Annotated in this window: 2 protein-coding genes, 2 tRNA genes and 3 rRNA genes; all 7 read left to right on the forward strand. The window is 39.3% G+C overall.

Going from position 1 to position 14630, the window contains the following annotated elements; genetic code table 11:
- The first annotated feature begins 286 nt into the window (after positions 1–286).
- The 7 genes from ACQY44_RS24515 (at position 287) to ACQY44_RS24545 (ending at position 14625) form a co-directional block, all read left to right on the forward strand.
- Positions 287–7183, forward strand: coding sequence for a S8 family serine peptidase (locus ACQY44_RS24515; RefSeq protein ID WP_428232904.1), 6897 nt, complete (start codon positions 287–289; stop codon positions 7181–7183).
- Positions 7184–8229: 1046 nt separating this feature from the next.
- Positions 8230–9743: ribosomal RNA gene (locus tag ACQY44_RS24520) — 16S ribosomal RNA — on the forward strand.
- A 122-nt stretch (positions 9744–9865) separates the two neighbouring features.
- Positions 9866–9939 (forward strand) — tRNA-Ile (locus ACQY44_RS24525).
- Positions 9940–10049: 110 nt separating this feature from the next.
- A tRNA-Ala gene (locus tag ACQY44_RS24530) sits at positions 10050–10123 on the forward strand.
- A gap of 201 nt (positions 10124–10324) precedes the next feature.
- Positions 10325–13206: ribosomal RNA gene (locus ACQY44_RS24535) — 23S ribosomal RNA — on the forward strand.
- 185 nt (positions 13207–13391) lie between these two features.
- Positions 13392–13501, forward strand: a 5S ribosomal RNA gene (gene rrf / locus ACQY44_RS24540).
- The 16S, 23S and 5S rRNA genes sit together here with 2 tRNA genes alongside, the layout of an rRNA operon.
- 692 nt (positions 13502–14193) lie before the next feature.
- Complete coding sequence (locus ACQY44_RS24545) at positions 14194–14625, forward strand: nuclear transport factor 2 family protein (protein ID WP_428232905.1); 432 nt, start codon at positions 14194–14196, stop codon at positions 14623–14625.
- Positions 14626–14630 lie beyond the last annotated feature (5 nt).

A 14630-nucleotide genomic window follows, 5' to 3' on the forward strand; every position in this document is an offset into this window, starting at 1 on the left:
GATTACCGACTAAAAAAGACTTACAAATTATTTGTAAGTCTTTTTTTTATACAAAAATGCTGTTTAGACTACAATACATTTTCAAATTAAAAGAATTTACTTACTTATATTTTTAATTATGTTCGGCTGTGATGGCTTAGTATTACTGTGTTTTTGTTATATATTTTTAGATTAACATGAAATTATATCTTTTTTTTAACAAATTAAATATAAATATTATTTGTTATTGAAAGTTTAATTTGTAGGTTTACTCTTCTCAACTATTTGTTAACTAAAATATTAAATTATGAAAATAAAATTACTTAATTTATTTATGTTACTATTGACCAGTATTTTATGGTCACAAAAGGAATCTGATAATAATTTTACAATTTCCATAAACGGTAATAAAATCGCTACCACTGCAAATTTTAAACAGCAGTTTAAAGAAAAAAAGAATACGGGTAAACAAAATCCTAAAACAGAGTATACTTTGTTACAGTTTACAAAAATACCATCAGTAGAAGAGCAGCAAAAATTAAAATCACAAGGAATATTATTGCTTAGCTATTTATCTGGTAATGCATATTATGCTGCAATTTCTTCTGAATTTTACAGCAAGAGTACTGTTTCGGATAATATAAGAGCAGCCATAACGGTCGATCCTAAATATAAATTAGATCCAATGATTGTTGATAGCGCTATTCCTGATTACGCAGCAGAAGGAGCTAATGGGATAAAAGTTGTTATTAGTTATTTTAAAGGGGTAAACAACAAGGTTATTGCACAGGATTTAGCATCGTTATTTATTAAAAGCAGTAATAATATAGAAGATTTTAACCAATTATATCTTCAGGCCCCTAAAGAAAAACTTGAGGAAATTGCAAAACTCAATTGGGTTCAGAACATTGAATTAGTTCCTGCTCCAGTCGAAAGCGACAATAAACCGGGACTAACTTCACATAAAGCCAATGTTTTAGGATCTGTAATCCCGGGACTAGGCTATGGATTAACCGGAAAAGGAGTAAAAGTGGGGGTTTGGGATGGTAATCTTGAACTGCATAAAGATCATACCGGCAGAGTTATCAATAGGGAATATGAATCAAATTCTTCGCATGGAGATCACGTTTCCGGAACCATTGGAGGAGCGGGTCTACTAGACCCAAAAGCCCGCGGAATGGCTCCGGAGGTACAAATGTACGGCTGGAATTTTAATATACAATCGAATAATAAATTAGTTTACGAAGAAAGAAGGATATCAGCTGATGAAGACGGCATTGAGATAACATCAAACTCATACGGTGTAAATTTAACTTCCGGATATAATTCCAGACGTTATGACGCAGGAGATGTAGGAGACGATAAAGTTACGGTCGATTATCCTTATCTACTCAATATATATTCGAACGGAAATGCGCAAACAGCCTATCCTGGCGGTTTTAATACATCAACAAAAAATTCAAAAAATGCATTGCATGTAGCCGCAAATAATCCGGATGATTTAATAAGTAGTTATAGTAGTTTCGGCCCCACAATAGATGGTCGTTTAGTCCCTCAGATTGCAGCAGTTGGTACTAATGTTTATTCATTAGATTATAGTAACTCTTATCAGATAATGAGCGGAACCTCAATGGCAACACCAGGAACTACAGGTACAGTGGCATTACTGTACGAAAGATATAAAAATATTTACGGAACAAAACCTTTAGCATCTTTAATGAAAGCTTTAGTGACCAATACAGCCAAAGATGCCGGTAATCCGGGTCCTGATTATAAATACGGATTTGGTAACTTAAATGGTTTAAGAGCAGTTAAAGCATTAGATAACAAATTATTTTATACCGCAACAGTTGCTAATGGAGCCACTTACGAAAAGGATATTGTAGTTCCGGCAGGATTGGTGACATTAAAGGTAATGCTTGCATATTCTGATTTACAAGGAACGCCTGGCGCAACTTCAGTTCAGATAAATGATTTAGATATTAAAATTGTAAAAGACGGTATCACTACTTTACCATGGGTTTTAAATCCAACAACTCCAAATTCAAATGCTTCAAGAGGAGTAGATAATATGAATAATATCGAACAGGTAACTTTAGACAATCCTTCATCCGGAACATATAAAATTATTGTTACAGGTTCAAGAGTTCCGCTGGGTACTCAGGAGTTTTCTGTAGTCTATGATTTTGTAGCCCCGGAATTAATTCTTACTTATCCGGTGGGTGGAGAAAAATTCGACACAGATAATACGGAGTACATTCGTTGGGATTATGAAGGAGAAGAAAAAACATTTACAATTGAATATTCAACGGATGGCGGAATAACTTATCAGTTGATAGCCAAAGATGTTCCGTCTGCTGCGAGAAATTTTGCATGGAAAGCACCAGCGGGTACTGTTGCAAATGCAAAAATAAGAGTTAGCGCAGGAACAAAAGTAGATACTTCAAAAGAAGTATTTAATATTATTGCAGAGCCTAAAAATTTGGTTATCGCACCGTCAGTATGTGGTACATCTTCTTATAAAATGGATTGGGATCCAATAGCAGGTGCAAAATACGAGGTTTTAAAAATGAACGGTTATAAGTTTGATGTGGTGGCAACAGTTACAGATCCTACTTATACTTTTACAAATCTTACACCTGGAGATGATAATTGGTTTTCAGTGCGGACTGTAGACATTGCAACCGGAATTGTTTCTGAAAGAGTTAGAGCTGTAAACGTAGAACCAGTTTCTCAGCCAGTCCTTAGTGCTATAAATTTACCTTTTACAGAAAACTTTAATACCAGAAAAGCAAGTAATTATGTATTTACTGAAGGCGTAACAGGAACGGTAAAATACGAATATATAGATCGCACTTTATTAGACGGGGCAAAAATGTCAGGATCTGGTGATGCACCATCAGCTCCCTGGATAGCAAGTACAATAGCTAATGCTTTTACTAATAATCCAAATTTTATTCAAAAAGTTTCTTTTTGTGATATAGACGCCACAAGTCTTACAGGAAAAGCACTTAGACTTAAATTTAATTTACTTTGGAGTAATGTTGGGCCAGTAAACAAAAACTTTTTTAGGCTTACTGTAAATGGCACTCCATTAAATAGTTTTGAAAATCTAGGCGTTTATGGGGGGACTGCCTTAACGGGTAATACAGAACTGGTATATGATTTATCTGCTTATGCGGGAACAACATTTAGCCTCGCTTTTGAATCAGCTATCGATAATGATGTTATAGTAGTGAATAGCGATAATGTTTACAATTCAGTATTCATTGATAATATTTCGCTTTTTGAAGCTACAGCTACAGATCTTGCACTATCTTCATTCATACCTAATGCAGGCCTTACTGTTGCCGAAACAGTAAAAGTAAAAGTGTACAACCACTCTCCCGTTGCAGTGAGTAATATTCCCGTTTCTTATAAAATAAATAACGAAGCTGAAATAGTTGAAATTATTCCAGGACCACTAGCTCCTCTTAGTGAAATATCTTACGATTTTGTACAAAAAGCAGATTTTTCAGCTCCCAATATATATACTGTAATTGGAAACGTAAACTATCCAGGGGATGCTGTTGCAGCAAACAATACAATTCAAAAACTAGTTACCAATGTCGGATCAGACATTCTTATAGGGGCACTACCTAGCGTGACTACTTGTTCAGCAGTATTTACAGATGGCGGAACTCGCTACGCTAATTATGGAGATCAGCTTACACAAACCATAACTTTTAAACCCGGAACGATTGGTAGCAGTATTAATGTGAATTTTACTGATTTTGATCTTGAGCAGGATTATGACTTTTTATATATTTATAACGGACCAAATACTTCTTCTCCTTTATTAGGTACTTTTACAGGAAGTAATTTACCACCATCATTAACATCTACAGCTACTGGTGGAGAGCTGACTTTTAGATTTATTTCAGATCAAGTTGAAAATGGAAGAGGTTGGATTGCTGATATTACTTGTGTTGCAAAACCACTTGTAAACGATGCGGCTATTGCTTCTATCGTAACGCCTGAAGTTTTGGGTAAAAAGACAAGTACGAATGATATAACAATCAGAGTTAGTAATCTGGGACCAATTGCTTTAACGAATTTCCCTGTGTTTTATCAGGTAAACGGTGGAACTAAAGTTACTGAAACTATTCCTGTAATTGCGCCTGGCGCCACGGTTAGTTTCACTTTTACCACTAAAGCAGATTTATCCGTTGTAGGTAGTACTCCTTACACGATCAAAAGCGGAGTAGATATTGCAGATGATAACGCTGCCAATGACACACGTGAAAAAGTAGTTTACAATCAAAACGATTTGCCTGTTCATACCAATACAAACGGATATGCTATTTCAAAATTAAAATGGAATGATGTTGTTAACAATTCTGGAACTACAGCTTATTCCGATTTTAAAAATGTGAAAATTCCAGTTTATGCTGGTTTCACTTACCAGCCGGAAATATCAATTACTAAAACGGAGACACCAATTACAAAAGATCAATCAGCGTCAGCAGTTGGAGTATTTACGATGATTGTGATCGATTTAAATGGAGATGGTAATTTGACAGATGAATTTTACGCAGGAACCTTTTGGGTAAATACTACACCAACTTCTGCATCGCCAGCTATTCCGTCAACAACAGGCACACATTATTTCAGAAACAACTCTACCTTAGCAGGAGGGGTAACTATTCCTGCAGGTACAGTTTCGGGTGAAAAGTTAATGCGTATAATACACATGTTCCGTTCACCATCGGAATATTACAATGTCAATCTCGGACCAACTTTTGACGGACTAACCAGTTCAAGAAATGATTTTGAAGTAGAAGAATACACTATTAATGTACTACCATTCACAGCTGCTGATGCGAGTGTAGAAAGAATAATAGCACCAATTAAACCGGGTAATGCACCAGTGTCGGTTACTGCTTTAATTCGTAATTTTTCAAATTCAGCAATTTCAAATTTCCCGGTAGCTTATAAGATTAATGGAGGAGCAGAAGTAGTTGAAAATTTCACAACCCCAATTGGGGCAGCTGCAACAGTTAATTTTACATTTACCACAAAAGCTGATCTGGGAAATACCGGAAATTACACAATTGAGGTGTATACAAAATTACCTGGAGATACAGATCCTGCAAATGATTCTAAATCAGTAACTCTTTCTCACGTTGCAAACTATGCTACAAATGTCACGGGAACTTTTGACGGAATAAATGATTTTATTAAAACAGATGTAACTCCAGCTCTAGATATTATCCATAATTATACGTACGAACTTTGGGTCAATCAAAATAAACCATCAATTTTTGGAAGGCTTTTAGAGAAAGGTTCAGTATTGGCTTTTATACATAACAATAGCAGCCTGTCTATTTATAAAGAGAATAGTTTAGTAATTTCTATTACAACACCTACAGGTTCTTATGTAATTAATACAGGATTAAATTCTATCAGGCAAAATACATGGCATCACATTGCCTTTACAGTAAGTGAGACTAATGATTATACAGTTTATATTGATGGAATTTCGGTTCCTTATACAAGTACAGGTATTGCAAATGCAGCCTCTTCTAATGCGACAGCAGCAGCCTATATCGGCAATAATGCAGGTTTAGCACGTGGTTTAAATGGTAATATAGACGAAGTTCGTATATGGTCAGGAGTTAGAAGTCAGGCAACAATTGCAGCAAATGCAATGACAAAATATATTGGAAATGAACCGGATCTACTGGCTTATTATTCTTTTTCAGAAGGAGACAAGCCATTTGTTTTTGACAGCACAATAAGCGATAATACAGCTGTAGTCACAAATGCAGACACTGATGGTATAGGAGTTGGTAAGTTCTGGAATGTACCAGTATTATTGCAAAAAATAGAATTTGTAAATCAATTATCGTCATCTTATGATGCTGCAACCAAAACATATTCGATATTATTAAATGACGGAGCTGATATAACGAATGCAATTGCTAATTATTCCTTAGGAATGAAGAGTATTGCAAAAATAAACAATGTCACACAGGTTAACGGAGTAACAGCAAACGATTACACAAATCCTGTTACAGTAGTAATAGAGGGTGTTGGTTTTAATACTGGAATCTCAGAGACTTATACAGTTAAAGTAATTACAGGTCTAAGTAATGAAAGTAAATTACTTTCTTATGATTTCAAAACTGCTTCAAATCCCGGACTATTACAAGAGATTAATACAGATATAGTCGGAAATAATGCAACTAAAATCGTTCCATTTGGTTATAACGTTTCAAATTTAATAGCTGATTTCGCTGTTTCTCCGGGAGCTGAACTTTATGTGAATGGAGCTAAACAATTGAATTCAAAAGTAGTTGCTTCAGATTATACCAATAGTTTTTTCGTGACAGTACTTTCAGAAAACAAGCTTTCTCAAACGAATTACAACGTTACTATCAATGCTAAAAATTCAGAAGCAAATATCTTAAATTATTCAGTTGCAAATCAAGTAGGAGTAAGCGTTATAGATCCAACGTTAAAAACGGTAAAAGTTTTAGTGAATAATAACGCTGATTTAAGCACCTTAGTTCCTATTGTTCAGTTATCTGATTTTGCTACTTTGCGTATTGGTACTTACATTCAGAACAGCGGGGTCACAACATTAAATTACACAGCACCTGTAACATACAATGTGCTTGCTCAAAATGGAACTATAGAAAATTGGACGATTACAATCGAAGCCGCCAAACCAACTATTACCCTTTCAGGAGATGCTGTAGTTTCAATTGATAAAGGTTGTGTATATACGGAACCAGGTTATGCAGCTGCAGACAATTTAAATACAGATCTTACTGCTACAGTTGTGGTATCGGGTAATGTTGATGTGAATACAACAGGGCAATACATGTTAAGTTACACAGTTAAAGATGCCTTACAAAATCAAACTGTAGTAACCCGTACAATAAACGTATCAACTACTGATTGTACTTTAGGATTACCTGTCAATACGATAGAAGGTTTTGTATTGTACCCAAACCCGGTTACAGAAGACAAGGTATATATAGAAACAGCATCTGGCAGCAGTAAGAATATTTTAATATCAGACATGTCTGGAAAAAAACTGCTTTCTATTCAGACTAATAAGAATGAATTAAATGTTTCTGGTCTTTCTACTGGAGTATATATAATAAAGGTAGAACAGGACGGAAACAATGCAATACAGAAACTAATTATTAAATAAAGAATTTTATCAAATAATCAAAAGGACTACCATAAAACAGCCTTTTTTATAAACATTCAGAGAGCTTTTGTTATTTTATTGGAGAGCGTTTTCTTCACTACTATACACAAGGCAAGATTTCAATCCCTCAACCCGACAGGTTTCCAAAACCTGTCGGGTTTATTTTTTGTTACTTATATATAAGAAGGATTTTTATCTAACGGAGAGAAAGAAGAGCTTATGAAATTAGGAATTTGAAGTTTTATGAGGAGCTATTTCCCGCTATCCACTCCAATCTTTTGTGCCGAACCCCGGCACAAAAGGATTTCCGTTTCTATCGGGGCTAGGGGAGCAGTTTGCGGAAGAGTTGTAGATGTATATAAGGTAAAAAGGCAAAGTTAGGATCTGTTCAAAGCTAGTAAACCCGGTAAACTCCACTTTTACGTTCTTTTCGAAGCAGATCCGGAGAAGCAAAACCTGGCGTCTTTGAGATAAAATCAGCCTAAGGCACTTAATGCTGAGAGAACTCAAAAAAAAACTGGCTTGTAAAAAACACCTAACCAGTAACTTATGAAAAATATCGAAAATAGTGGAGAAAAAGTATTGTTTAAGCCTGTAAAGAGTGTACTTTTGCACCCGCAACAACGATAGACGTTCACTGAAATACTGGCAGGCACAACGAATCAAAACTGAGAATTTATTTTCAAAAAAGATTTCAAAAAGCTTGCGAGATTTGAAAACAGATGTTACCTTTGCACCCCGCAAAATACGGAAAGTTCATTGATAGACTGGTTGGGAGATGAGAAGAAAAGGAAAAGAAATTTTCTAAAAAAAAACTTCAAAATTTACTTGCCGGTTAAAATAAATTTTCTACTTTTGCACCCGCTTTGAGAAACAAGCGAAATTGAAAAAGAAGACACGTTCGTAGACATATTGAATTGACAGCCGCTTTAACAGAGATGTTAGGGCAAAAGAATAAAGAGTAAGATAATCGAGAGATTAGAAAAGAACCGATAGAGACTGATTCGAATAACAATACGATCTGATGCAAATCAGATCAACAATATACGATGAAGAGTTTGATCCTGGCTCAGGATGAACGCTAGCGGCAGGCTTAACACATGCAAGTCGAGGGGTATAAGTCTTCGGATTTAGAGACCGGCGCACGGGTGCGTAACGCGTATGCAATCTACCTTTTACAGAGGGATAGCCCAGAGAAATTTGGATTAATACCTCATAGTATAGCAGTTTCGCATGAAACCACTATTAAAGTCACAACGGTAAAAGATGAGCATGCGTCCCATTAGCTAGTTGGTAAGGTAACGGCTTACCAAGGCTACGATGGGTAGGGGTCCTGAGAGGGAGATCCCCCACACTGGTACTGAGACACGGACCAGACTCCTACGGGAGGCAGCAGTGAGGAATATTGGACAATGGGCGCAAGCCTGATCCAGCCATGCCGCGTGCAGGATGACGGTCCTATGGATTGTAAACTGCTTTTATACGAGAAGAAACACTACTTCGTGAAGTAGCTTGACGGTATCGTAAGAATAAGGATCGGCTAACTCCGTGCCAGCAGCCGCGGTAATACGGAGGATCCAAGCGTTATCCGGAATCATTGGGTTTAAAGGGTCCGTAGGCGGTTTAATAAGTCAGTGGTGAAAGCCCATCGCTCAACGGTGGAACGGCCATTGATACTGTTAGACTTGAATTATTAGGAAGTAACTAGAATATGTAGTGTAGCGGTGAAATGCTTAGAGATTACATGGAATACCAATTGCGAAGGCAGGTTACTACTAATTGATTGACGCTGATGGACGAAAGCGTGGGTAGCGAACAGGATTAGATACCCTGGTAGTCCACGCCGTAAACGATGGATACTAGCTGTTGGGAGCAATTTCAGTGGCTAAGCGAAAGTGATAAGTATCCCACCTGGGGAGTACGTTCGCAAGAATGAAACTCAAAGGAATTGACGGGGGCCCGCACAAGCGGTGGAGCATGTGGTTTAATTCGATGATACGCGAGGAACCTTACCAAGGCTTAAATGTAGATTGACCGGTTTGGAAACAGATCTTTCGCAAGACAATTTACAAGGTGCTGCATGGTTGTCGTCAGCTCGTGCCGTGAGGTGTCAGGTTAAGTCCTATAACGAGCGCAACCCCTGTTGTTAGTTGCCAGCGAGTGAAGTCGGGAACTCTAACAAGACTGCCAGTGCAAACTGTGAGGAAGGTGGGGATGACGTCAAATCATCACGGCCCTTACGCCTTGGGCTACACACGTGCTACAATGGCCGGTACAGAGAGCAGCCACTGGGCGACCAGGAGCGAATCTATAAAACCGGTCACAGTTCGGATCGGAGTCTGCAACTCGACTCCGTGAAGCTGGAATCGCTAGTAATCGGATATCAGCCATGATCCGGTGAATACGTTCCCGGGCCTTGTACACACCGCCCGTCAAGCCATGGAAGCTGGGGGTGCCTGAAGTCGGTGACCGCAAGGAGCTGCCTAGGGTAAAACTGGTAACTAGGGCTAAGTCGTAACAAGGTAGCCGTACCGGAAGGTGCGGCTGGAACACCTCCTTTCTAGAGCCTCGAGTGTTAGCAGTAATGCACGCTGAGGAAAAAAGAAGAAGCTTTAAAGGTTTTGATTTTAAGACTATTTTACTCTTGCTGTTAGTTCAAATAATAAATTTTAAGAATAAGAGTGTCTCGTAGCTCAGCTGGTTAGAGTACTACACTGATAATGTAGGGGTCGACAGTTCGAGTCTGTCCGAGACAACTATTTTGCTCTTAAAAAAAGGAAATTCTGGAAGTTGGAATTCACCAAAAGAGATTAGAGAAGAATTCAAGAATCTAAAATCTGAATTCTACAATCTAAGATTGAAAAATGGGGGATTAGCTCAGCTGGCTAGAGCGCCTGCCTTGCACGCAGGAGGTCAACGGTTCGACTCCGTTATTCTCCACAAATTTAGTCGAAAGACTAAAGTCTGAAAGTCAAAAGTATGACTTTATGACCTTAGGCTTTACAACTTTCGACATAAATAAAGTTCATTGACATATTGAGATAAGAAAATAATAAAAAGTAGAAAGCGTTTTTTGTTATAAGTAGCAATACGAATAATAAAAGACAAAAAAAACGGTCATAATTAATTTTATGATTGGTACAATAAGCAAAATAAGGGCGTATGGGGGATGCCTTGGCTCTCAGAGGCGATGAAAGGCGTGATAAGCTGCGAAAAGCTGCGGGGACGGGCACACACCGATTGATCCGTAGATACCTGAATGGGGCAACCCACTATGTTGAAGACATAGTACACCGATAGGTGGGCAAACCCGCTGAACTGAAACATCTAAGTAGGCGGAGGAGAAGAAAACAAAAGTGATTCCGTAAGTAGTGGCGAGCGAACGCGGATTAGCCCAAACCAATGATGTTACGGCATTGTTGGGGTTGTAGGACCACGACATTTTATGTACAAGGAACCGGAAGTTACTGGAAAGTGACGCCATAGAGGGTGATAGCCCCGTATGGGTAACGAGTATAATAGATAGTGGTATCCTGAGTAGGGCGGGGCACGTGAAACCCTGTCTGAATTTGGCGGGACCATCCGCTAAGGCTAAATACTCCTGAGAGACCGATAGTGAACCAGTACCGTGAGGGAAAGGTGAAAAGAACCGTGAATAACGGAGTGAAATAGATCCTGAAACCATACGCTTACAAGCGGTCGGAGCCCTTTCGTGGGGTGACGGCGTGCCTTTTGCATAATGAGCCTACGAGTTAACGTTGCTGGCAAGGTTAAGTGGTTCAGCCACGGATCCGTAGCGAAAGCGAGTCTGAATAGGGCGCTTTAGTCAGTAGTGTTAGACGCGAAACCGTGTGATCTACCCATGGGCAGGATGAAGCTGTGGTAACACATAGTGGAGGTCCGAACCGGTTGACGTTGAAAAGTCTTCGGATGACCTGTGGGTAGGGGTGAAAGGCCAATCAAACTCGGAAATAGCTCGTACTCCCCGAAATGCATTTAGGTGCAGCGTTAGTTATAAAGTTATATAGAGGTAGAGCTACTGATTGGATGCGGGGGCTTCACCGCCTACCAATTCCTGACAAACTCCGAATGCTATATAATGTTCACTAACAGTGAGGGCTTGGGTGCTAAGGTCCAAGTCCGAGAGGGAAAGAACCCAGACCATCAGCTAAGGTCCCCAAATATATACTAAGTTGAAAGAACGAGGTTTGTCTGCCCAGACAGCTAGGATGTTGGCTTGGAAGCAGCCATTCATTTAAAGAGTGCGTAACAGCTCACTAGTCGAGCGGACGAGCATGGATAATAATCGGGCATAAGTATATTACCGAAGCTATGGATTTAGAGTTTACTCTAAGTGGTAGGGGAGCATTCTAACAGGGTTGAAGGTGTGTCGTAAGGCATGCTGGACTGGTTAGAAAAGAAAATGTAGGCATAAGTAACGATAATGCGGGCGAGAAACCCGCACACCGAAAAACTAAGGTTTCCACAGCTATGCTAATCAGCTGTGGGTTAGTCTGGTCCTAAGGCGAACCCGAAAGGGACAGTCGATGGCTAACGGGTTAATATTCCCGTACTACTAATTACTGTGATGGGGTGACGGAGTGATGAAAGCGCCGCGAACTGACGGAATAGTTCGTTGAAGTACCTACCTATAAGATGCGCAGGCAAATCCACGCGTCTTGGGGAAATACGATAGTACTCGGAGTCTTCGGACAAAGAGATAGTGCGCCTAAGGGCTTCCAAGAAAAACCTCTAAACTTCAGGTAATTAGTACCAGTACCGTAAACCGACACAGGTAGTTGAGGAGAGAATCCTAAGGTGCTCGAGAGATTCATGGCTAAGGAATTAGGCAAAATAGACCTGTAACTTCGGGAGAAAGGTCGCCAGCGCAAGCTGGCCGCAGTGAAGAGGTCCAGGCGACTGTTTATCAAAAACACAGGGCTCTGCAAAATCGTAAGATGAAGTATAGGGCCTGACACCTGCCCGGTGCTGGAAGGTTAAGAGGAGATGTTATCTTCGGAGAAGCATTGAATTGAAGCCCCAGTAAACGGCGGCCGTAACTATAACGGTCCTAAGGTAGCGAAATTCCTTGTCGGGTAAGTTCCGACCTGCACGAATGGTGTAACGATCTGGACACTGTCTCAGCCATGAGCTCGGTGAAATTGTAGTAACGGTGAAGATGCCGTTTACCCGCAGTGGGACGAAAAGACCCTGTGCACCTTTACTATAGCTTAGTATTGACCTTGGATAAATGATGTGTAGGATAGGTTGGAGACTGTGAAGTGGCGTCGCCAGGCGTTGTGGAGTCATTGTTGAAATACAACCCTTTGTTTATCTGAGGCCTAACCCCGTTTTGCGGGGGACATTGCTTGGTGGGTAGTTTGACTGGGGTGGTCGCCTCCAAAAGAGTAACGGAGGCTTCTAAAGGTTCCCTCAGTACGCTTGGTAACCGTGCGTAGAGTGCAATGGCATAAGGGAGCTTGACTGAGAGACATACAGGTCGATCAGGTACGAAAGTAGAGCATAGTGATCCGGTGGTTCCGCATGGAAGGGCCATCGCTCAAAGGATAAAAGGTACGCCGGGGATAACAGGCTGATCTCCCCCAAGAGCTCATATCGACGGGGGGGTTTGGCACCTCGATGTCGGCTCGTCACATCCTGGGGCTGGAGAAGGTCCCAAGGGTTGGGCTGTTCGCCCATTAAAGTGGCACGCGAGCTGGGTTCAGAACGTCGTGAGACAGTTCGGTCTCTATCTACTGTGGGCGTTAGAAATTTGAGTGGATCTGATTCTAGTACGAGAGGACCGAATTGGACAAACCTCTAGTGTATCTGTTGTTCCGCCAGGAGCATCGCAGAGTAGCTACGTTTGGAAGGGATAAGCGCTGAAAGCATATAAGCGCGAAACCCACCACAAGATGAGATTTCTTTTAAGGATCGTGGAAGATGACCACGTTGATAGGCTATAGATGTAAAGGCAGTAATGTCATAGTCGAGTAGTACTAATAATCCGTAAGCTTATGTACACCCTTTCCCGATAGCCTAGGCTATCGGGAGAAAACTTTCTAAAAATAGTAAATAAAAGTACTTTTCTTTATCTCAGTATGTTAAGATATTTGCCCGTCGCGGGCAGTCTTTTAGTCAAAAGATAAAAGTCATAAAGTCGAAAGGCTTTATAACTTTAAGACCTTTGACTTTAGACTAACAACCTTAAGGTGGTTATTGCGGCGGGGCTCACCTCTTCCCATCCCGAACAGAGTAGTTAAGCCCGCCTGCGCAGATGGTACTGCAGTTATGTGGGAGAGTATGTCGTCGCCTTTCTTTTAAGAATCCTTCCCGATTTATCGGGAGGGATTTTTTGTTTTACAAATACTGCAGTTATGTGGGAGCCCCGATAGCTATCGGGGGTCGTCGCCTTTCTTTTAAAGAATCCTTCCCGATTTATCGGGAGGGATTTTTTGTTTTACAAATACTGCAGTTATGTGGGAGCCCCGATAGCTATCGGGGGTCGTCGCCTTTCTTTTAAGAATCCTTCCCGATTTATCGGGAGGGATTTTTTGTTTTACAAAATACTGCAATTATGCGGGAGCCCCGATAGCTATCGGGGGTCGTCGCCTTTCTTTTAAGAATCCTTCCCGATTTATCGGGAGGGATTTTTTGTTTTACAAAATACTGCAGTTATGCGGGAGCCCCGATAGTTATCGGGAGGCGTCGCCTTTCTTTTTAAAAAACCTGTTTTTAACAAAACGTTTTTTTGTTTTTATATACTTCTTTAAAAAACTCACTTCTTTTTTTTTTTGAAATTAAACTAAGAATATTTGATTTAAGCCCACAAACGTGGACTCTGAGAATCCCTTATTTGAAAAATATTAAGGACTTATATCGATAAAGCAATTCTCAGTGAGGTAATTTTATGCTTAAGATATGTGATTTCAAATAATTCTGCCTAAAATCAATTATTAATATCTGATAAGAATTTATATCTTAGATTAGAATTTTTAATTTCTTAGTATATGAAACTTTATATTATAATTTTATTGCTTATAGGATTTTCGGTTCATGCACAAAAACAAGATGTGCAGAAAAGTATTGAATTGTTTTTTGAAGGATTTCATCAAAAAGATACTGTAAAAATACAATCTGTTTGTTCTTATAAAGTTATTTTGCAGTCAATTAGTGAGAGTGTCACAGAAGGAAATAAATTATCGGATGAAAGTGCAAAAGAATTTTATAAATCTACTGCTTCAATTCCGTCAACTATGAAATTTCAGGAGAAAATCTTAAATTATAATATTCAAATTGATGGCACAATGGCTCATGTTTGGGCACCTTATGAGTTTTATTTGAATGATAAATTGAGTCATTCAGGAGTTAACACCTTTACTTTATTTAAAGAAAAAGACACCTGGAAAATTATTTATCTGATTGATACCAGAAGAAAATAGTAGTT

Source organism: Flavobacterium sp. (assembly GCF_965277525.1).
Lineage (GTDB): Bacteria > Bacteroidota > Bacteroidia > Flavobacteriales > Flavobacteriaceae > Flavobacterium.